The following is a 21,722-nucleotide window of genomic DNA, read 5'->3' as shown; positions in this document are numbered from 1 at the left end:
ATGAATAGCATACCTGATTTTCTGTTTATCATGCGAGTATAAGTTTTGGTCACGAGGCATTTGTTTTGTGAAAAAACCAGTTTTATCGCGCAATGAGAACATTAGTGCCTTGACAGGAGACAGCAGATTGGCTCAACTGTTAGGCAAAACATACAACAAAAAAAGAAGCCTCAACCCTGTATTACGCAAAGGTTGAGGCTATACGGCAGTTTAGCGGTGGTAGGTTGACCCTTCGCTTGTGACAAAGTGTAGCATCCGCCTTCTATATCTTCTTAACAAATTCAGATTTTAACTTCATAGCTCCAAAACCATCGATGTAGCAATCAATATTGTGATCACCTTCAACTAACCGTATGTTCTTAACTTTCGTGCCCATCTTCAGAGCAGACGAACTTCCCTTTACCTTGAGATCTTTAATTACACTTACCGAATCACCATCCTGCAGCACATTCCCATTTGCATCTTAGACAACTTTTTCTTGAATTTGTTCGGTTTCTGATCCTATCATCCACTCATGGGAGCATTCCGGGCAGATCAAGAGATCTCCTGTGTATGGAAATGAGCAAAAATCGAACACCCGAATGGATCCTTTTTCCTTTTCAGTGCCTTTTCCCTGGCTGGAACCTTTGTGATCACGGCACGCTTACTGACCCACCACGTTGGGACTTTTACAATCACCGTCGTCAGCCTGTTTTTAGCAGTGCTGTGCCTTGCGTCGTTATGCGGGAAAAAACTATTGCGAGCGTTGAGAACGATGGATAAAGGGCAATGGCTGATGCTGCTATTGCAGGCGTTGTTCGAAGTATTCCTGTTCCGGATGTTTCTATTAGAAGGGCTTTTTACACCAGCGCCGCCGAAGCGGGAATCTTGACGTTTGCATCTCAACATTTCTGGGGGAATATGCTGGTTCTTTGCGCTGCAGTCAGCGAATCTCTGTTCAACATATTTCGTGCATGAATTCGATCAAGACCGCTCAGGCAGAAAAAAACCCCCTTGAGCCGATGGTGCAAACTCTAATGGTTTCGGTAATAACTCTTGGACTCTACCTTGTTCCTGCGTTGTTTGAACAACCCCTATCAGATAACATAGTAGTTATCCAGAAATTACAATTCCTATTTAGGAAATAAGATTATTAATTACATATCTTGAAATAATGCTAAGATGACCCAGTCTAGCTATATTAATTTTTATTGCTTTTTGCAACTCAGATATCGATTCGTATTTATCTCCTATAACCCTAATAATATTATCGATATCCCCATCATAGATTCCCATGTCTTTTAACATTTTTTTGCTTGGGGATTTAACATAGTAAATAATTTCAATATTTTTTAGTAACTTGTCATGTATTATGTCTATATATCTACCATCTATACTTTCACACTCCATGAAAAACCTTATTACAGATATTTTATTATAAAACTCGTATTCAATATAGCTTGTTTTTAACCTAATTGTTGTTCCAATAAGATTGTTTATATTTTCCTTTGAATAGTATAGTTTTGTATCTTCAATTATTTCTCGTATGGACATTCTTTTTAGATAAGTAAGTTTATTTATAATAAACGTTAATAGACTAAATTTATATCCTTTACCTCCAGTAATAATTAAATACAGGCACCTGATTATCCCCAGTTTACTTCTGTTATTACTGTTCAATTGCAAATGTAGTTCGCTTAAAAGTTCTGTCCGATATTTTTTGTAGTTGTTATATAATTGCAACACCGTTCTAAACCTACACTTTGCAGCAACTTCCCGTTTATAGGTCTCATAGTCTGTTTTAAGTGTACTAAGAAAGTTAACAAACTCTGGGTATTTAGCGTAATCATTGCAGTTAATCCCAATATCTATGCTATCATCTGTTAATTCAAATTGAATGCTTTTAAGTGCTTCATCCTTAGTGAAATTTGGGTCACGCGGACCCTTTATATAGTGGGCTAATCCTAAGTAATGCTGGTATAGCCGCCCAGTCCTTCCGACTAGATTATAAAAGTCAAAGGCGTCAAAATTACCTGTATTATATCCTCTTGCTGGCTTAGTTATAATAATATGTTTTGCATTTGTATTTACCCCTTCAAGCAGTGTAGACGTGCAAATCATTTTGTTATACATATTATTACCGTGATTAAATAAATCTAATTGTAACATTCTTATTCCGAGTGGCAACTGTCCGTGATGTACGAGATACCCATTTTCAATTGCTTTTAATAAAGACCATTCTTCATGAATCTCAGTCCTTGCCCAATTAACAAAATCAGTAAGTATATTGTTAGCTTGTAAGTCTTTTTTATTAACTAAAACAGTGGTGTTCTCAATAAAATTATTTATTTCAACTACTGTCGGAAAATATATTAATGTGTTCTCATTTTCGGGTATTTTTTCTAATATCTTATCAGTATAAATAATCCTATCATCATCATCAATTATGTCGTAGGTAATAACCTTATTAACAACGGGCGAAAAATTTGTATTGTAAAATTTGGGTGTATCCTCAAGTTGATCTAAATTTTTTACTCCACTTATAAAAGGTGCAAGTAAAATATACTTGATACTTTTTTTCACCATATTATAATAAGCTAAGTTCAAAATTAACACTCGGTCATTCATTTCATCTTTTTGTAATTTGTATACTTCATCAATTACTAATAAATCTATTCTTTTAAATATAGCTACTGTGTTTTCATTAACAACCCGGTCATGAGTAACAATAAAAATGTTATTTTTTTCAAAGTTATAATTCTTTTCTTCGTCAATAGAAAGATAAACATTGTATTCTGAAAACGAACCTCTAAATTGCTTTATAATCTTTCGTTTGTATTCATCAATTAGAGCTAATGTAGGAACTACGAGAACAACAGTTTTCGGTTTGTACTTAGCAATGTATTCAAATACTACAAATGTTTTACCAAAGCTCGTCGGTGCACTAAAAATTATGCCTTTATTTTCATTAATTAGATTTATGACTTTTTGCTGTTCTGGATGGAGTGAAATATTTTCATCTAATTCTGAAAGAGAAAAAGAGTTGTAAATTAGTGAATCAAAATCATAATTTTTAGAGTACATAGTTAATCCTAAGGAAAATAACGATTGTGAGTTTTCTGAGACAAATTTAGTTTTATCTCTAGCTTCATCTATCTTTTTAATATATTCATCCCTGTAGGTTTGAAGATCATCATAATGTACTGGCTTTCTGCCGATAGTCATTTAATTTTTTCACCACCTTTTTTATAATAACTTTTATAAATTCAGTTTTATCAAAAATCGGAAAGGAGATTGTTATAAATTTAGTTTTTAGACCAAAAAAATCTTTTCGTTTTATTCTATTTTTCATAGTTATTAAATAATCTTCTGGTACCTTCGTTTCCCCATTTCTTCCGTGTGCAATAAATATTGGAACCCCCACACTTTTAATGTCAGCGCTTTCAATAAAATCAGAAAAGGTCATGCAGACCTGAGTATGTTCCTCAAATATCTCTATAAATTCTTTTGATTTCTTAAATGCATCAGTGTCAGATAATACAACTTTATATTCCTCGTTAATTTGTGCTTCATAATCGTTAAGAGATCTATTTATAAGGGCAATTCCATTATCTATACTCTTACATACTTTTGATTCACCGAAGTAAATAATATTTTCCTTAGTGTTTAGGAATAGAGTGTCTATTCCGAATACACTCATATTTCTATCGGTAATGCATTTAAATTTTGGAATAATACAATCTAGTTGGAAAAAGTCTGTAAGTAAAACATGAAATATATATTCTCCTATTTTTCCTATCTTGTCTTTTTGGACTATTAGATTTCCTTTTTTATCTATAAGGCAATATTCTTCTCCTAATATAGTCTTTAACTCATCTGTTATTTCATCTAAAATCAAGGACTCTAGTTCGCTATTTAAAAAACTATTAATGTTGTTGTATAATTTCGTAAAGATTTTTTTATTTGGCTCAAATTTAATTTTTGAAGTTCGTTGTGCATAGTTAAGCAAATTATTTTCACTTAAAATATAATCTGTTAATCCGTTTAAAAATTTAACTTTATTATTAAAGTCAGCATGTATAAACGAGTGATTGTTTTCGTAATTATAGACATCAAAACTTCCAAAATTACTTTTAATTATTTTAGGAAGATCTTTAGCCAAAATATCACTTCCTATGTACCTAATATCTTATTATTCGAACCTTCGAATAATAATTGTATATTTCAACAAAAAGAACTAAAATCCTTTTTTTGCTTTTCCTTAATTGTTCGTTTTAAAAAAATAATGGGATTTCTCCCGTTCAGAATTTCAAAGTTCGTCGGGTATGGATTTCAGGAAAAGCTCCCTCACTTTTCGACGTTTAGCAAAAACTACGTAAGTCTCTTTAAAGAAATTTACATTTTGATAGGATTTTTACACGGGTTTTGGTTGAAGCAATCTAATGGGCTTTAATACTACCCATATCAAAGCAAGCGCTAATAAAAACAATCGCGTGAAGAAAACGGTACATCATTGTGCCCACATATATAAACGCATTTTCCTCGATGAGATTAATGAAGACCGGGTTTACATTATCGTATAGGACAATGTTAACTATGACAGGAGACTGCGTTTAACGTAATCGTAAGACGAAACATACAACAAAAAAAGCCTCAACTCTGCATTACGCAAAGGTTGAGGCACTATGCTAGTTTAGCGGTGATAGGTTAACCCTTCGCTTGAGACGAAGTGCAGAAATCCGCCTTCTATATCTTCTTAACAAATTCAGATTTTAACTTCATAGCTCGAAAACCATCGATGTAGCAATCAATATTGTGATCACCTTCAACTAACCGTATGTTCTTAACCTTCGTGCCCATCTTCAGAGCAGAAGAACTTCCCTTTACCTTAAGATCTTTAATTACACTTACCGAATCACCATCCTGCAAGACATTCCCATTTGCATCTTTGACAACTATTTCTTGAATTAGTTCAGTTTCTGATCCTACCGTCCACTCATGGGAGCATTCCGGGCAGATCAAGAGATCTCCGTCTTCATAAGTGTATTGGGAATTACATTTTGGGCAATTAGGCAAAGCACTCATAATTTTATTTTCTCCAATCGTTATTGTCGTTGATCATCACAAAAACTAAATTTTTCGCCGTTAGCGATGATACGTCTCCCCCCGATTCACCTTAAACCCCCGATACACCTGCTCCAGCAAAATCAACCGCACCATCTGATGAGGAAAGGTCAACTTCGACAAGGACCACTTATACTTACAGACTGCTAATACTTCCGGAGCTAGCCCCAAGGTCCCTCCAATAAAGAAGACCACCTGATTCGGCCCATAAAGCTCCCAATCCCGCATATGGGCAGCTAAGTCTTCCGTCGACCATAGCTCGCCTCGGGGATCGAGTGCCACACCGATAAAGTCCTTTGTGCCCGCCGCATTGAGTAGGCGGGCGCCTTCTTTTTGTTTGATGATGTTGGCTTCCGCATCGGAAGGGTTGTCCGGTACTTTTTCGTCGGAAACTTCAATCATCTCAAAACGGGCATAGGCCCCCAGGCGTTTGATATACTCCCGGAGGCCTTCTTGTAAATACTTTTCTTTCAGTTTTCCTACGGCGACGAGTCGCAGGTGGATCATGGATGTAACAGTCCTTTGATCGACGCGAAGCCGATGACTTGCCATCCCTGGCTCGCCATAACGCCGTTACCGTGGCGGACGTTCGCCATAACGAGCAGATATCTTTCCTGGGTATCGGCATTACGGACGATGAGCTGAGCACCGGAGGCGTCTTGGGCCTGACCGATGGGCTGCGGGCTCATCAGATCGCGGAGGGTCACGTTGACCACTTCCCAGCTTCCGCCTTTCCCAGCAAGGTCCTTGATGGTTTTATCGGTGACGGCTTCCAGAGGATCGCTCTTTTTCGCCCAAGGGCCATTGATGGCTTCTTTGCGGCCGAATTTCAAGTCTGTCAAGAATCCTTTGGCGGCGCTAACCACTTTGGAGGTTTGTGGGCTGTCTACAAAGGAACCGCTGCCGACGACCTTCCAGCCTTCTTTCGTCTTTTGAAGATCCCAGGCATGGCCACCGGGTACTTTTTTATCGCCGACGGTGACCATGTAGTCGAAGACGACTTCGGCACGGTTGCCGTTTACATCGATTTTGTAGGGAGTGACTTGAACTTGAGGATCGCCTTTAAAGGATGCCCGGACTTGTTTGCTGATGTTGCCGAGGATGAGTTGTTCTTCTTCCAAGGCATCGGTGTTGCCGTTTTGGCCGAAGGATTTTTCAAGGATTTTAGGGTCGTTTTTGACGATCGCCGTGAAACGGTTTTTCAGCGCTTCTTTGACCGCGTTCAAAACTTCCGTTTCGGCTATCGTCTTCGGTTGGACGAACTGCATTTCCTGGGCCGCTTGGGCGCCTTGATAGGCGACCATGGGCATATGAGCAAAGGTCAGTAATCCAGTGAGGAGCAGCGACGCAGGCACCCAGCCCCAGGGACTCGGTTTTGACTTGGGCGCGTTGCCCTGTCCGTGGTCGTGGCTATGGTCTTGCCCGTGGTCATGACCGTGGTCTTGTGCATGGTTCTGGCCGTGGCTGTGGTCGTCATGACCGGCCGGGCCGTGCAGATCTTGTGCCATGATGTGAATCCACCCTTTTCTTATGCGCTTTATCTCTCTTATCTTAGATCTTCTCTCAGGAAAAACCGACCCAGTTCATTACTGGGCCAGTTCGCCGAGCGTGACGGGAACGGTCAGTTTTTGTTGTTCCCGGACGATGGTCACGTTGACCGTATCGCCCACTTTATAGTTAAACATTTCCCGCTGCAGGTCTGTGCGGTTTTGAATTTGCTTGTCGTTAAGGGCGATGATGATGTCGTTGTTTTGCAATCCTGCACTCGCCGCTGGGCCGCCTGGGGACGGTTTGATGACGACACCGTAATCGACGATCAGGTTGTACTGGGCAGCCAGTTCTTTGTCCACATCCAGCACTAGGGTAACGCCTAGAGCAGCGCGGGTGACTTTACCTTTGGTCCGCAGTTCATTGACAATGGACATGACCGTGTTCGAGGGGATGGCAAATCCCATGCCTTCGAAGCCTTGAACGGCGATCTTGATCGAGTTGATGCCGATGACTTCTCCGTTGGCGTTTAAGAGGGCGCCACCGGAGTTCCCAGGGTTGATGGCGGCATCGGTCTGAATCAGGTTGACGGCGACGCTGCCTTCGGGCGAGTTCAATTGCCGGTTGAGGCCGGAGACGATACCGGACGTGACGGAACCGGCAAATTCACGGCCGCCGGGGTTACCGATAGCGATGGCCAGTTCACCGACCTTCACCTTGGACGAGTCGCCGAATTTGGCGACAGGCAGGTTCTCCAGGTCGATTTTGATGACAGCTAAGTCTGACCGTGGATCGGTGCCGATCAGTTTGGCCGGAGCGGTCCGCCCATCAGGCAGGTTGACAGCCAGTTCGGCGGCATTTTCGACGACGTGGTTGTTGGTGACGATGTAGCCTGCGCCGTCAAAAATCACACCAGAGCCGGTACCCGCTTCCTCGACACGGGCCGAGCGGAAGAACTGGCGCACTTTCACCCGGTTGGAGATACCGACGACGGCAGGACCGACCGATTGAGCCACTTGCACGACCCGGTTCGTTTCGGAACCGACTTTCGTCGGATCGGTCAGTTGAGGCGGCAGCGCGTAGCCCGACGGTGCCGGGTTACTCGGCGACGGCGGCGTCGCTTTTGGGGCAAAATACTGAGAGATGTAGCCGCCGAGGATGGCGGCGATGAGTGCCACCGCGAAGTAGGATAGAAGTCCTCGCCGGCGGGGCGGTTGGCGATTGGGCCCCTGTTCCTCGAAGTGATTCACAGTTCGCTCCCCCGTTCCTTTGAAGTCTGATCTTACCTATATTTCCTCTAGCCGATGCGCCTCATACCGAGGCGCTACAGCTAGGCGGATGCGTTCCCGCGGTTTCTGCGGTTCCTTGTCCGGCACACCGGGCCAGCGCAGGCAGCATTGCTCCGCCACTGTCCGGACGTTTTCTAAGCCGACGACAGCTGGAATATCGGCAGCCGTTAATTCCACCTCATGGCCTCGTTCGGTGAGGATGGACTCGACCGTCTGCAGGGCCACATGAGGGTTATTGTTTTCGGCGCTTAAGTGGGCCAAGATGATCTGCCGGGTGCCGCTGTCACAGAGTTTGGCTAGGGCTTCCCCGCAAACTGGGTTGGATAAATGGCCTTTTTCGCTGGCGATGCGCCGCTTTAGGTGGGGCGGATAGGGGCCGTATTGGAGCATGTGGGGGTCGTGGTTCGCCTCAAAGATGAGGCCTTCACAGCCCATGAGGCGGCGCCCCATCCCCCGGGTGACATAGCCGGCATCGGTGGCGAGTCCAACCCGTTTTTCCCCGTCGCTGACGGTGATGCCGATGGATTGGCGGGCGTCATGGGGGGTAGGAAAAATTTCGACGTCTACGTCCTTAATGGCGATCTTGCAGTCGCTGTCGACGACGCGAACCTGTTCTTCAGGCACTTTGCCGATGCATCCGGCCATGCCCTCCCAGGTGCCTTCGGTAGCGTAGACAGGCAGTTTATAACGGCGGGCAAGAACGCCGACGCCGCGAACGTGGTCGATATGTTCATGGGTGACGACGACCGCATCGATGCGCTTCGGATCGACACCGACAGCCGAGAGGCCTTTTTCCACTTGTTTTCCCGTTAACCCGGCGTCGACGAGGATCCGGGTGTCGTTGCCTTCGATATAGGAGCAGTTGCCGCTCGAGCCGCTGGCGATGGTCGTATAGCGCATGTTACCTCCGGCGCCACCGGTGTATTCGGATGGCATAGTCTTTTTGATCCAGATGAACCGGGATTTCCGTCAGAGAGTTCTCCCAGTCATCAGGGGAAAAGCGGGCAAAAAACTGCTTCGCCCAGTCGCGGCCCGGATCGGAGAAGATGAACTCGCCGCCGGGGGCGAGATGCTTATGAACGATCCTCTCTAAAGAGCCATGGAGGTCTTTTTCATAGAGAATGTCGGAACCGATGATCGTCGAAAAGGCGCCCAGTTCCGGGAACTGGCGCCAGTCGGCCTCGATGCGCTCCGTCAATAGGTCGTTTTGGGCGGCATTTTGTCCAGCCAGAGATAAGGCTTGCCGGATGAAGTCGGTCTGGGTGACTTGGGCGCCCTTTTTAGCGGCGATGATGCCCGACAAGCCGAGACCGCAGCCGAGTTCCAGCACCGTTTTGTCCTGCAAGTTCACTTCTTGCCAGAGGTAGGCGGCCAAACCGACCGCAGAAGGCCACAATTCGGCCCAGAAGGGCAGTTCATCCACTTCCTGGGCAGCTGCGATCAGATCTTCGATGTTTGTGATCCGGGTGAAGGTGAGCACCGGTCCTCCGGGCACACGTACCGGTTGTGTCTCGAGCTGCAATGGGGTCCCTGCCTTCCTGGCGCTTTATATGTGAATAACTTGTGAATAACCTGTGGGTAAGCATAACTTTGTTTTGTAAATAGAAAGGTATTGTAAGGGAGGCATATCAAAATAGTTCGTAAGGCTTTTGGCTTTTGGGAGTATCTATGCGGAGGAATTCCACGTTGAATCGCAACTCTTAAATGAGTTATGGCGATCAGGGAACCCGGCGGATTCTGGCACCGAGGGCGGTCAGTTTGGCCTCGATGTGCTCATAGCCCCGTTCCACGTGGCTCATGCCGCAGATCTCCGTCTCGCCTTCGGCCATCAAACCGGCGATGATCAACGCAGCGCCCGCTCGCAGGTCTGTCGCTTTGACTTCGGCGCTGGAGAGCTTGTCAACGCCGTCGATGACGGCGGTGCGGCCTTCGATTTTAATCTGGGCGCCCATGCGCTGCAGTTCATCGACGACGCGCAGGCGGTTTTCGTAGACGTTTTCCACAATGAGGCTGATCCCTTTGACGGTGGTGAGCAGCGTCATCAGTTGGGACTGCATGTCGGTAGGAAATCCGGGATAGGGCAGTGTTTTCACATCGACAGGCCGGAAAGGGCCACGGCCGTCGACGAGAATTTTATCGTCCCCTTCTTCCACCTTGATGCCGATCTCGCGCAGTTTCGCCGTGATGGCATGAAGGTGGGTGGGAATGACGTTTTCGACGATAACCCAGCCATGGGTGGCCGCTGCCGCGACCATATAGGAACCGGCTTCGATCCGGTCGGGGATGACCGAGTAGCGAGTCCCACGCAGTTCATTGACGCCGTCGATACGGATGAGATCCGTCCCAGCGCCCCGGATGCGGGCGCCCATGGCATTCAAGAAGTTGGCCAGGTCGACGATCTCCGGCTCTTTGGCACAGTTTTCAATGATGGTCTGTCCTTTGGCTAAGGTGGCAGCCATCATGATATTTTCCGTCGCACCAACGGAGGGAAAATCTAAGTAAATTTTTCCGCCGGTCAGGCGCTTGCCGCCGCCTTGGATACCGCCCAGGATGTAACCGTGTTCAATCTTCAGATCGGCGCCGAGGCCGGAAATGCCTTTAATATGTAAGTCCATGGGCCGGGTGCCGATGTTGTCTCCACCCGGCAGGGCCACTTCCGCCCAGCCAAAACGGCCGATCAACGGACCGAGGAGCAAATTCGATGCCCGGACTTTTTTTGCGAGTATGTATGAAGATCTGCAATTGATGGAGTCAGGGACGTTCATGCGAATGACACCCGGTTCGAGCCACTGAGCGTCTCCGCCCATGTCTCGCAGGATGTCCATCATCACATCAACGTCGCTAATTTGTGGAATATTCTCTAAGACCGTCTCGCCGCTAGCCAAAAAACAGGCTGCCATGACGGTGAGGGTAGCATTTTTGGCGCCACTGATAGGCACTCGCCCTTCAAGGGGTATTCCCCCCTGAATGATCAGCTTTCCCAACGGGCATCGTTCCCCTTTCGTTTGAGGCATCGGCCGATGTGAACACAGCGATTTTGCCAATGCTTTTTCAATAATTCTCGCCCTTGCGCCGGATTCCTGCTATGTGTAAAAAAAGGCTTTACCGAAAATTCGGCAAGCCTTTACAGAGGTTCATCAACGCAAGACTTCCATACCGATGAGTCTATTTTTGTGTCTTTTTCGCCTGCTGCTCCACCTGTGCGGTGTATTCGTCCCAGGTGAGTCCCGTCGACACTTTTACGGCTTCTGTAACGTCACCGCCCTCGGCCAAGACAGCCACGGCCTTCGGCAGCGCATCCGGACCGAAGCGCTGGATGGAGTCCACAGCCAGCAATGACTGCCGGTAGGCAAGGCGCTGGTCAGGCAGTTGATCGAAATCCAGGTCCATGGAAGACCAGGGGTACAAATGGTTTGCCCAGTCGCCTTTCGGACCGGTCAGTGTATAGCCGGAAACACGCCGCTCCATGTCCTGGGCCACTCCTTCCGTAAACCACCGGGGTACATTCCCTCCCGTCTGGTAATCGAGGACCAGGTGCGCCAGTTCGTGGGCCATTGGTCCCGTCATATCCTCGCCCGATTGGCTCCAAATCCGGGGCGAGAGGACCCGCACGACCCCAGCGTAGTAAACGCCCATGGCCGATTGGTCTTTCCAGCCGAAAACCTGGTTGAAGGATTCCCGCTCGGAATAGAGCAGGACGAGCGGTTTATCTTTCGGGGAGTACCCGACCGTCGATTTGACCTGCGGATAGATTCGATCTGTCTCTTCTAAGATGGACTTCGCCTGGTCCGCATCTTCCGGACGGTACCGGAGGATCACCTGCTTTCCTTCAAGACTGAGCCAGTCCCCTGTATCTCGATCGGCTTTCCAACGGGCATATTCCCGGTATAGAGCATAGCCGGTACTTTTCAGCGAGTTCCATGGGGATGTCCACGTCGGTAAGGCTGGTAATCCATTCGAGCTTGTCCCCACTTTTATGAAAGCAGGCATACGAAGAATCAGACTCAAGCAGATCAGCGCCAACAGAACTGTTCCCCACAGGCGCAGATCCGTTTTCCATCCCCCCATGTTTCTCCCCCCTTGCACATATACGGCTTTTGGTGATGAAATCAGACGATTCACCATTATACCAGCAAAATGCGCAAGCGGGGTCGGGGGTTACTGGAGCCATGGGGATTAATTGGGGTTATGGGGGCAAACTGGTGATAAGTTTTCGATTAGACCTAACAGGGACATCCGATCATCCACAAAGAACTCACAATCGAACACTTACCATCATAAGACTTAGAAAAAAATACACACCATAAGAGCGCCGTAAAACGTGCATGACCATTGGGTTACCCTCTGTGAAGCAGGCAATTTTTGCATAGAAAAACACCCTCTGCTGCGATGAGCAAGAGGGTGTTTTCGGCTCTTTCCAGATATGAAGCAAAGGATTTTCATCCCGTAATGTCTGCCTTCAAGGGAGCCGCGCTGTTGCAAAGATCGTTATAGCTGTAATAGCAGTTATGGCTACTCTATAGCTTATTTCTGTTGATTCTGCCCGCCCAGGCCGCTCAGATCTGGTTTTTGCAAGCCTTCCGGAGTATTCGAGGGCGTGTTGTCTGTTCCCGGCTGGGGCTGCTTGCTCATGGCATCGACCAGTTGGATGAGCTGATTAAATTCCCCTGCTTTGTCTTCGGGCGGATTCTTAGCTAGGGCCTTTTGCCAAAGGTCCTTTGCTCCCGTGGGATTTTGACGCGCTTGGAACAGGAAGAGGCCGTAATTTCGATAGGCGTTCCAGTGGTTGGGATCCTTTTGTAAGACCGCCTTATACTCCTTTTCCGCGGCGTCGAGTTGGTTGGAATAGAAAGCCGATGTAGCCGCATCGACCCGGGCATCATTGTTGTCTGGCGTAAAGCCTAAATATTTTTGATAGGCTTGATAGGCTTGGCTAAAATAGGCGTTGCTCTTTTCGGTATCTCCTTTGGAGCGGTGGACACTTCCCAAATCCATGCGCCAGTTACCTACACCGAGCCAGGCATCGGCGTCATTCGGATTGGCTTTCACTTTCGCTTCCTCGTCGGCCAGCAAGGACTCCAACTGTTGACGCTGGTTCTCCATGGCTTCTTCGGCGCTCGGTCCTGGTGCCTGTTGAGCGATTTTGGGCACTGAGGTGAGCGCTATGGCTAAGGTACTTCCCAGCAAACCGAGAGAGATCAAGATAGCCGTGATGACCACGACGGGATTTTTTTTACGAGCCGGTCTCTCACCGTCTGTCCGTGGTGGCAAAGGGATTCCATCCTTTCTCTACCGATTCGGCGTCTCTCTGTTTGAACCTTTTCTCCGTCAGAGCGATGGCCGCCGCACCGTTATTTTGCATTATTTGTATTATAGCATGTCTAACCGATAGACTGCACAAAAAAGCCCCCACGGGTGTAGCCGCGGGGACGTTTATCTATTATCTGATAAGTAATGGTCGTCATTCATCATAGCTCATGATCAAATGGGTCACGGACGTATTATTTATTGCTGTATCGGCTCCGGATAAGAGCCCTTAATGGCGGGAGGCGAGATATTTCTCGACTGCGATGGCTCCGATGGCTCCGTCGCCGACGGCCGTAGCAACCTGGCGCAGGGGGGTCTGGCGCACATCCCCACAGGCAAAAACACCAGGAATATTGGTGGCTAAGGAACTGTCCACCTTGATGTATCCCTCTGCCGTCAATTCCAGCTGGCTTTTCAGGTAGCCGATGGCGGGATCGTGACCGACAAAGACGAAGACGCCGTCACAGGGGATTTCGCTGCCCTCTCCGGTTTTGATGTTTTTCAAGAGAACTTTTTCCACGTTCTGCCCACCGGCGATCTCTTCGATGACCGTATCCCATACGAAACGGATCTTGGGATTGGCGAAGGCTCGTTCCTGCAGGACTTTCGTCGCCCGCAGTTGGTCTCGGCGATGGACGATCGTCACTTCTGTAGCGAATTTGGTCAGGAAGATCGCTTCTTCCACTGCCGAGTTGCCGCCGCCGGCCACGATGACCTTGCGTCCGTAGAAGAAGGCTCCGTCACAGGTGGCACAGTAAGAGACGCCGCGCCCGTGGAATTCTTCCTCCCCTTTGACGCCGAGTGGGCGTGCCTTGGCACCGCCGGCAATGATGACGGCCCGGCCATAACGGACCCCTTCGTTCGTCACGATACGCTTGAGGTGGCCTTTGAGGTCGGCTTGTTTCACTTCTTCGTTGATCAATTCGGCGCCGAAGCGTTGGGCCTGGCTCAAAAAGCGCATCATCAGTTCCGGTCCGGAGATGGGCTCTTCAAAGCCGGGATAGTTTTCGATCAGTTCTGTCGAGGACGCTTGACCGCCAGGCATGATCGCTTCAAACATGGCCGTCCGCAGCCCCGCTCGGGCCGCATAGAGTCCTGCCGTCAATCCTGCCGGGCCGGCACCGATGATGAGCACATCGTAGATATCCTTCGGTTCCGCTTTCAGCCAAGCCTGGTACTCTTTTAACATGCAGCGGTCCATGACTACCGTCAAACCGGCACTTTCAGCCAGGCGGGCCGCTTCTTCATTGACGACGCTTTCCTGGAGCCAGAGGACTTTCGCTCCCCGCGCAATGGCCTGCTGGGCGATGGGCAGCACATCTTCCGAACGGCGGAAGACATCGACCACATCAATTTCTATATCAGCGGGAATGGAGGCCAGGTCGGGGTAGCTTTTTTCTCCGAGCACTTCCGAAACGGCCGGGTTGACCGGGATGATCCGGTACCCCTGTCCCTTAAGGTATTCGGCTACATGGTAGCTGGCCCGCTGGGGCTTGTCGGACAATCCGACGACGGCGATAGTCGTCAACGATGGAAAATCGATCATGCTGCTTCACTCCCGCTTTTGTAAATACCCTCATAGGGTATATATTCCTTATCTCTATTTTAGGGAATATGGATTTGCGTTGTCAAGAAAAGAACATGAAAAGGGGATCCCTATTCGGAATCCCCTCTTACCTTAGCAAATATGTGCTATTTCCGTGGAAATATGTACTAAACCTTTGAACGTCAAATACACCAATCCACAATCATTTTCTTATTCAGTTGTTACGGCTTAATTGAGGTAGTTCAGCGGGTTCTTGACGCCGCCATCGTTCACTTCAAAGTGCAGATGGCTGCCATAGGCCCGTCCCGTAGCGCCGCCTTTGCCGATCTCCGATCCACGGCTTACGGTCTGACCTTCCCCAACTTCGATGCTCGACAAATGGGCATAACGGGTTGTCATGCCGCCATGGTCGATAATGATACATTTTCCATAGTTACCGGCCCAGCCGGCAGAGATGACGGTGCCGTCCGCTGCGGCGTAGACGGGATCACCCGTTTCCAGGTCGATGTCGATGGCGGGATGAAACTCCCGTCCACCCCGGTAACCAAAACCAGAGGTGATTCGGTGACCTGCGACCGGCCAGGACAAGGTGCCGCTGCCACCACCGGAATAGGTGCCCCGGGCCCTGCTCGTTCCACGGGAAGCCAATTGAACCCGGTTGTTACCGCGGACTTCAAGCCGTTGTACCGGCTCTTTTAAGACTTTTTCTTCCGTCAGGTTTTGTTCCACCAAATAGTTGTTTTCCTTGGTAAGCAGATAGGTGGCCAGCTTCGTCCCCCGGACACCTTCCTGTTTCACTTGAACGCCGCCGGGGCGCACATCATCAGACTTTTCCACTTTGGTGGGATAGGGAATGTCTTCTTGTACGGTCGATTTGTAGGTGGTTGCCACGTTGAGGTAATAGGTCGGCCGGTTTAAGTTGATCTCTTGGCCGATTTTCAGCTTGTTTTCGTCAGCGAGCTGCGGGTTCGATTTGATCAATGCGAGCCAGCTCATATTGTTTTTGGTCGCTACGCTCCAGAGAGTATCCCCTTGCTGGACGACGTAGCGAACTTTTTCGCCTTTGCCTTCAACGAGCAGCTTCTTGATGTCAGTGGCCGTTTGAACTTGACCTTTCGGCACTTCCACATCTTCATAGGTGATTTTCTGCTTGACCTTGACGTCTACCACTTCGACGCCAGGCGAGGAGATTTGGCCAACGGAGAAATAGTCGATGGCGTCTTTAACGATTTTTTCGGCTTCTTCGCGGCTAGCCGCGATGAAGACCGGTTGACCGTCGATGACGATTCGGCAAGCTTTGGTCATGGCATTTTGATCTTCTGCCACTTGTGCCGCACCGGACATGCTGTTGAAAGATGCACCGTGTACTCCGGTAAAAATCAAGGCGCCTGCAACGACCAGTACACCTGTACCCCGGGCGATGCGAAGGAGCCCTTTGCTTTCACGCCAGTTTTGCAGGTCGATGGCTTTGACATCTGCGACGACTTCCGACCATTTTTGTTGTATGCCCGAAATCTTCTCTGTCAGGAAATCCTTTTTGGACATATGCGCCCCCTTCCCGAACCCCTGATCCGTTTTTTCTGCGCATTACTCAGGGGCTTCTGTCTTGGATTCGGTTCGCGGAACAAGCCGGAGGGACCAAATTTCCGACGTTCGGCTGGGTTTGGGTCCGTTCTGTCATTTGGCTTCTACAGAAATAGAGTCCGCGCTTATTATAACATGGCAGCAATTGTCGGGTAAACCCATAAAATTCCCACACAGTGCACTTTTACAGGGATTTTGTCCTGCTGTAGAGAATTCGCTCGGCTTTTGGCAGCTTGCGAAGGGTACATTTTGTCTCGTTACAAGCGAACCCAGGACCCAGATCGGTCGAAGTCGGAGGGGTAATCAGATTGACACCGCCGCCGCTATGCCGGGACTGTCCCGGAGTGATGACCACCGTCCGGCGAGGCATATCGTCATCAGCGAGAGCCGTCACGATGAGTGAGCCCTGTTCTGATTCGACGATAACCTCGTCCCCCGGGCGGACATTTAAATCTTGCATGTCCTCCCGATGAAGCCGCACTGACGGGGTATCGGACAGGTTGCTTTCGTCGAGATCTTCGCTGTCCCAAAACTGGGAATTGCGTTTCCCTTTGGGACGGACGAAGAGCATCCGAAAGGAAGAGGCTGACTCCGTCAGGGCCTGTTCGATCGGGACGACTTTGTTCCCACATGAGAGATGGGCGAATTCGGTCTCTCCGGCGAGTTCCACCTTCCCGGATGGTGTGGCAAAAGAGCCGTCCTTAAAGGGAATGACCTCCATTCCTGGATTGGGACGAGGCCCGCCTTGTACACCTTCCAGGCTCAGGCCATGGTCCTGGAGGATATCCTCCAGCCACTGCTCCGCGGACTGATTCCAGTGGTCACGCTCTTTCACCAGACCGGGCACCATCGATGCATCTGCAGCGATGAGACGCTGGGCCAGTCCCTGCCATATGCAGTTCTCCGGAAGGACCTGCCCCCGGGGTGCAACGATGGTCGGTTGATAATGGATGTAATCGTTTCGTTCGCTGGCGATGAGGTCCGGCGCCTCGAAGGAAGTGGCCGCCGGAAGGATCACATCAGCGAGGCGTGCCGTGTCGGTGAAAGTGAAGTCGATGACCACTTTAAACGGTATGGTGTGCAAGGCCGACGTTAGACTGGCAATATCCGGCACTTGGCTGGCCGGATTGGCCCGGTTGACGAAGGCGATCTGGATCGGCGGCTTACCGGTTGTGTCGTTCGTCCGGTTTTCTTCGCTCCTCAGCCCGCTCTGATCAGGGTTGGCAAGGCTGTTTTTGCGGCGCTCTTCAATCTCGCAAGCCAGATCGGTCCAGGCGACTTTCTGAAGGCCTTCCGGTTCCTCTCCCGCCGCCGCTTGACTCAACGAATTATAGCTGTCGTTCGCTAAGTGGATCCCGCCGCCACTGATGCCCAGTTGGCCGGTGATGGCGGCGAGGGCATCGATGGCCCGGACGGTGAGGCCGCTTTGGCCATAACGCAATAGGCCGGCACCGAGCACGAGGGCTGACGGGCGTCCTTTTGCATAGAGGCGGGCTAAGGTCCGGATGAGCCGCGGTTCTAAGCCGATATGTTCGCCCACCGTCTCTGGTGAATAGGCGGCCACAGCTTTGGCAAAGGCAGCAAAGTTATTCACATGGCTGGTGACAAAGTCACTATCCCACCAACGGTTTTCTAAGATGACATAGGCCATGCTGAGCGCAAGCAGACTGTCTGTCCCCGGTTGTATCCGGTAGACCTCATCGGCGATTTGGGCCGAAGGGGTGCGTAAAGGATCGATCAGGATTACTTTGGCACCTTTTTCTTTGGCTTCTACCAGGTAGGGGATGAGGTGTGTATTCGTCGTCGCCGGATCCCGGCCCCAGAGAAAGATGGTCTGTGCCCGCACCAAATCGGCCCAAGCCGGTGACGCGGCCACACCGAAATCAGCCCGCTGAGCTGCCAGGCCCGCTTCCCAGCCCATCGTTCCGTCCACCACAGTCACTCCGCCCAGTCCGTAGAAAAAGCGGCGGTCCAGCTGCTTTAGAACCCCTGTGGAACCGGTACCGGCCATATGTAAAATGGAGCTGGGCCCGTACTGTTTCAAGGCTTTTACCAGCGCTTGGGCGATGTGATCGAGCACCTCGTCCCAGGAAGCCCGGCGCCAGGTCTCGCCTACCCGGAGTAAAGGCGCGGTGATCCGGTCGGGACTGTACTGTCGTTCGATCAGCCGGTTCGCTTGGGAGCAGACAAACCCCCGGGTCACTGGGTGCCGGGGGTTGCCGGTGATATCGACGATTCGTTCTCCCTCCAGGTGGACTTGGAAGGAGCAAAGGTCATAACAGTGTAAGGGACATGCGGAAAGAACGGTACGTTTCATGGAGAAACCCCTTCTTTTTAGCGTCGGTGGGCGATGGTCCGTACGTTGACCAACGAAGTATGAAAGAAAAAATAGCCAGATCTCAGCGACTCAGTTAGATCAGCAAGTTTCCAAGGCTTTGGCGTACAAGGCCCACTTGAGCCGCATCTTTGCCAATTGACAGCTCATTTTGGCTGGGATACGCAGGTCCCCCGTATCGGCCTCGTTGTTGGCGTGACAGCCGCCGGAGCAAAGGAACCGGGCCCAGCAGGTGGGACAGCCCTCTTTGTGGTAGATATGCGCTTCCGAGAAAGCGTCACAGGCCGAAAGGTTATTCAATCCGGTGGTCACATTCCCGAGGAGGTATTTCTCCCGGCCGACAAACTGGTGGCAAGGGTAGAGGTCGCCGTTGGGCGCCACCGCCATGTATTCAAAACCGGCCCCGCAGCCTGAGAGGCGCTTAGCCAGGCACGGTCCATGAGCCAGGTCGAGTTGGAAATGGAAGAAGTTAAAGGCCCGGCCTGTTTTGTTCCGCTCGTCGATGTTTTCGGCTAAGATGCGATACTGTTCTTCCAGTTGGGCCAGGTCCTCTTCTTTAAGGGCATAGTCGATATCAGGGGCAGCCACGACGGGCTCCACCGATAAGTGTTGAAAACCAAGGTCGTGAATATGCAGCGCGTCGGCAGCGAAATCGGGGTTGTGATGGGTAAAAGTTCCCCGGACATAGTAGTCTTCCCCGTTGCGGGATTGGACAAACTTCTGCAAGTTGGTGACCACATCGTCATATGAACCGGAACCGTCCACATAGGGGCGCATCTCGTCATGGACATGGCGACGTCCGTCTAGGGACAAGACGACAGACAGGCCTTCCTCGTTTAAGTAACGTCCCACTTCCTCATCAAGCAACAATCCGTTAGTCGTCAAGGTCAGCTTGAGCACTTTATCTTCCTCGGAAGCCCTGCGCTTCGCATAAGCTACCAGTTCTTTGACGACGTCAAAATTCATCAGCGGCTCACCGCCGAAAAAGTCGATTTCAACATGGCGCCGTCCTTGCGAATGAGCAAGTAAAAAGTCGATGGCTTGCTTGCCTACTTCGGCCGACATGAGGCTCCGGTCGCCGCCAAAAGGACCTGTCCCGGCGAAGCAGTAGCTGCAGCGCAAGTTACAGTCATGGGCGATATGTAGGCAGAGCGCTTTGACGACCGGCTTAGACGGCTCAGCGGCGTTGGCTGCCGTCTCTTTATCGGAGAGATAACGCCGGGCCAGTGAGTCTGTCGTGAACAGCATGCCCGCCGCTTTCAGTTCACCTAATTCAGAAAGGATCTCGTCGACCATTTCAGCGTCCAGGCCTTCAGCCTCAACGAGCTGCGTGCGGGCAACCTCTCCGTCTCCCTGGGCGGTGAGGAGTGCTTGCAGCACCTGAAAGGCCACCGCGTCAAGCCGGTGCAGTGAGTTCGAATTCACATCATAGCAAAGGGCAGTTTGGCCGTGGCGAAAGCACACGATGTTGGCGGCAAAATCATAGTCTTTTAATTCGGCCCACCAGGAAGCAGTACCGGTCTCGTTCGGCATATTTTCAGCAACCTTTTCCATTATTTTTTATAGCAACAAGAAACCCTCTATCCGTTGCGGTGCGAATAGAGGGTCCTTTTTCGTATATGGCAATACGATCTCTAGCCCTTCTGACAAACCTGGTTGCCGACTGTGCAAGAGGTTTTGCAGGCCGATTGGCAGGAGGTTTGGCACTCCCCGCAACCACCGGTATGTACGGTAGCTTGCAATGAGCCCTTCTGCACGGTAACGATGTGCTTGCTCACAGAACTTCCCTCCTCAGCGTTCGCACGCCAAAAATCCGTTGGTATTATAGCATTTTCTTGGCAAGCGGTAAAGGTCCTGCTAAAAAGCAATTTTACCGAACACAGAAGTATGGCCAATCACAAGCGATAGTACGGTATTTTCAGGGAAATGAATCGTCATATTGATTATTTTTTGAGCTCGGCTTGTACCGGTTCGGCCGGGGATGCCGGTTCATCGGCGTACCCTTTTTGGCGACGGTAATAATAGGCCCCGATGGAGAACAGGATCAGCCCGACGGCGATAACTTGCGCCAGCCGGAAGTCCCCTAGCATCTCCGAATCCATCCGCAAGCCCTCGATAAAGAACCGGCCTGTGGAGTAATAGACTAGATAGGCTAAAAACACTTCCCCTCGGCGAACCGTCGGCCGGCGGCGCAGCCAGAGGAGAAAGAGGAAACCGCTAAAATCCCAGAGGGATTCGTACAAAAAGGTGGGATGGCGCATTTCACCGGCGATCATCATCGCCCAGGGCAGGTTCGTGGGATAGCCGTAGGCTTCCTGGTTGAAGAAGTTTCCCCAGCGCCCGATGGCTTGGCCTAAGATGAGCGACGGGGCGGCAATATCAGCCATCTGCCAGAAGGAGACACCATGTCTGCGCGTATAGAACCAGCCTACAGCAAAGGCCGTGAGCAAGGCGCCATAGATGGCGATGCCGCCGTGCCAGATAGCGATCACTTCTGACGGATCGTTTTGATAGTACTTCCAGTTGAAGACGACGTAGTAGACCCGCGCCCCAATCAGCGCGAGGGGAACCGCCCAGAGAACCAGGTTGTAGAGAAAATCGGGGTCAATTCCATGACGGACCGTTTCCCGCTGCGCCAGGAGCGTACCAATGAGTAAGGCGCTGCTGATGAGTATTCCATACCAGTGAACGGTGATGGGTCCGATTTGAAATGCGATCGGATCCGGCAAGTCTAATCCCCCTTATTTTTCCATATTCTATTCTATGATACCCCGTTTCCGCTAAAAGTCAAGGAATGGTCCTTCCGAACAAGAAAAGGTCAATTTGGGCAAATAAATTTGGGCAAAGAAAAAAGAACCCGCCCCCAGATAAAACTGAAAACGAGCCCTTTATAAAGCATTAATATGTAAATGGCGGAGCAGACGGGATTCGAACCCGCGATCTCCAGCGTGACAGGCTGGCATGTTAGGCCTCTACACCACTGCTCCGAAAAAAGATGGTGACCCGTAGGGGATTCGAACCCCTGTAACCGCCGTGAAAGGGCGGTGTCTTAGACCGCTTGACCAACGGG

At 49.9% G+C, this 21,722-nt stretch carries 18 protein-coding genes, 1 tRNA gene and 1 pseudogene; 1 reads left to right on the top strand and 19 read right to left on the bottom strand.

Features of this window, described 5'->3' with window-relative positions:
* Positions 1-262: 262 nt before the first annotated feature.
* Positions 263-577 (bottom strand): annotated as a pseudogene (locus GJ688_RS16945) (zinc ribbon domain-containing protein YjdM).
* A 51-nt stretch (positions 578-628) separates the two neighbouring features.
* Here GJ688_RS16945 and GJ688_RS16940 point away from each other — a divergent pair.
* Positions 629-871, top strand: coding sequence for a hypothetical protein (locus GJ688_RS16940; RefSeq protein WP_155477708.1), 243 nt, complete (start codon positions 629-631; stop codon positions 869-871).
* A 245-nt stretch (positions 872-1,116) separates the two neighbouring features.
* On the opposite strand, the gene GJ688_RS16935 is transcribed toward GJ688_RS16940, so the two are convergent.
* The 18 genes from GJ688_RS16935 to GJ688_RS16850 form a co-directional block, all read right to left on the bottom strand.
* On the bottom strand, positions 1,117-3,204 hold the full coding sequence (locus GJ688_RS16935; RefSeq protein ID WP_155477707.1) for a DEAD/DEAH box helicase: 2,088 nt from the start codon (positions 3,202-3,204) through the stop codon (positions 1,117-1,119).
* A complete protein-coding gene (locus GJ688_RS16930) occupies positions 3,173-4,141 on the bottom strand; it encodes a Hachiman antiphage defense system protein HamA (RefSeq protein ID WP_155477706.1) in 969 nt (322 codons plus the stop codon). The genes GJ688_RS16935 and GJ688_RS16930 overlap by 32 nt, the downstream gene beginning before the upstream one ends.
* Before the next feature lie 584 nt (positions 4,142-4,725).
* On the bottom strand, positions 4,726-5,064 hold the full coding sequence (locus GJ688_RS16925) for a zinc ribbon domain-containing protein YjdM (RefSeq protein ID WP_155477705.1): 339 nt from the start codon (positions 5,062-5,064) through the stop codon (positions 4,726-4,728).
* A gap of 60 nt (positions 5,065-5,124) precedes the next feature.
* Complete coding sequence (gene rlmH, locus GJ688_RS16920; RefSeq protein ID WP_155477704.1) at positions 5,125-5,610, bottom strand: 23S rRNA (pseudouridine(1915)-N(3))-methyltransferase RlmH; 486 nt, start codon at positions 5,608-5,610, stop codon at positions 5,125-5,127.
* Complete coding sequence (locus GJ688_RS16915; protein ID WP_155477703.1) at positions 5,607-6,611, bottom strand: hypothetical protein; 1,005 nt, start codon at positions 6,609-6,611, stop codon at positions 5,607-5,609. The genes rlmH and GJ688_RS16915 overlap by 4 nt, the downstream gene beginning before the upstream one ends.
* Before the next feature lie 78 nt (positions 6,612-6,689).
* Positions 6,690-7,841 carry a S1C family serine protease gene (locus tag GJ688_RS16910; RefSeq protein WP_155477702.1) on the bottom strand — a complete coding sequence of 384 codons (1,152 nt, stop codon included), beginning with the start codon at positions 7,839-7,841 and terminating at the stop codon, positions 6,690-6,692.
* A 36-nt stretch (positions 7,842-7,877) separates the two neighbouring features.
* On the bottom strand, positions 7,878-8,780 hold the full coding sequence (locus GJ688_RS16905) for an MBL fold metallo-hydrolase (protein ID WP_170292104.1): 903 nt from the start codon (positions 8,778-8,780) through the stop codon (positions 7,878-7,880).
* Position 8,781: 1 nt separating this feature from the next.
* Complete coding sequence (locus GJ688_RS16900; RefSeq protein ID WP_155477700.1) at positions 8,782-9,402, bottom strand: class I SAM-dependent methyltransferase; 621 nt, start codon at positions 9,400-9,402, stop codon at positions 8,782-8,784.
* 196 nt (positions 9,403-9,598) lie between these two features.
* Complete coding sequence (murA, locus tag GJ688_RS16895) at positions 9,599-10,864, bottom strand: UDP-N-acetylglucosamine 1-carboxyvinyltransferase (protein WP_155477724.1); 1,266 nt, start codon at positions 10,862-10,864, stop codon at positions 9,599-9,601.
* 181 nt (positions 10,865-11,045) lie between these two features.
* Positions 11,046-11,948, bottom strand: coding sequence for a hypothetical protein (locus GJ688_RS16890; protein ID WP_155477699.1), 903 nt, complete (start codon positions 11,946-11,948; stop codon positions 11,046-11,048).
* Between the two features lie 456 nt (positions 11,949-12,404).
* Positions 12,405-13,151 carry a tetratricopeptide repeat protein gene (locus GJ688_RS16885; protein ID WP_155477698.1) on the bottom strand — a complete coding sequence of 249 codons (747 nt, stop codon included), beginning with the start codon at positions 13,149-13,151 and terminating at the stop codon, positions 12,405-12,407.
* A 265-nt stretch (positions 13,152-13,416) separates the two neighbouring features.
* Positions 13,417-14,733 (bottom strand): thioredoxin-disulfide reductase, encoded by a 1,317-nt coding sequence (trxB, locus tag GJ688_RS16880; protein WP_155477697.1) that lies wholly within the window; start codon positions 14,731-14,733, stop codon positions 13,417-13,419.
* Between the two features lie 228 nt (positions 14,734-14,961).
* Positions 14,962-16,278: a peptidoglycan DD-metalloendopeptidase family protein gene (locus tag GJ688_RS16875; RefSeq protein ID WP_155477696.1), complete on the bottom strand. Its 1,317-nt coding sequence runs from the start codon at positions 16,276-16,278 to the stop codon at positions 14,962-14,964.
* Between the two features lie 223 nt (positions 16,279-16,501).
* Positions 16,502-18,634: a molybdopterin-containing oxidoreductase family protein gene (locus tag GJ688_RS16870; RefSeq protein WP_155477695.1), complete on the bottom strand. Its 2,133-nt coding sequence runs from the start codon at positions 18,632-18,634 to the stop codon at positions 16,502-16,504.
* A gap of 99 nt (positions 18,635-18,733) precedes the next feature.
* Positions 18,734-20,185, bottom strand: a complete 1,452-nt coding sequence (scfB, locus tag GJ688_RS16865) for a thioether cross-link-forming SCIFF peptide maturase (RefSeq protein WP_155477723.1) — start codon at positions 20,183-20,185, stop codon at positions 18,734-18,736.
* A gap of 101 nt (positions 20,186-20,286) precedes the next feature.
* A complete protein-coding gene (gene scfA / locus GJ688_RS16860; protein ID WP_170292103.1) occupies positions 20,287-20,430 on the bottom strand; it encodes a six-cysteine ranthipeptide SCIFF in 144 nt (47 codons plus the stop codon).
* Between the two features lie 165 nt (positions 20,431-20,595).
* Positions 20,596-21,381 carry a prolipoprotein diacylglyceryl transferase gene (gene lgt, locus GJ688_RS16855; RefSeq protein WP_155477694.1) on the bottom strand — a complete coding sequence of 262 codons (786 nt, stop codon included), beginning with the start codon at positions 21,379-21,381 and terminating at the stop codon, positions 20,596-20,598.
* Positions 21,382-21,562: 181 nt separating this feature from the next.
* Positions 21,563-21,639 (bottom strand) — tRNA-Asp (locus tag GJ688_RS16850).
* Between the last annotated feature and the right edge of the window lie 83 nt (positions 21,640-21,722).

It is taken from the genome of Heliobacterium mobile (assembly GCF_009720735.1).
Taxonomy (GTDB): domain Bacteria; phylum Bacillota; class Desulfitobacteriia; order Heliobacteriales; family Heliobacteriaceae; genus Heliobacterium; species Heliobacterium mobile.
The sequence above is the reverse complement of the archived record's forward strand: the minus strand, read 5'-3'. Positions and strand labels throughout refer to the sequence as shown.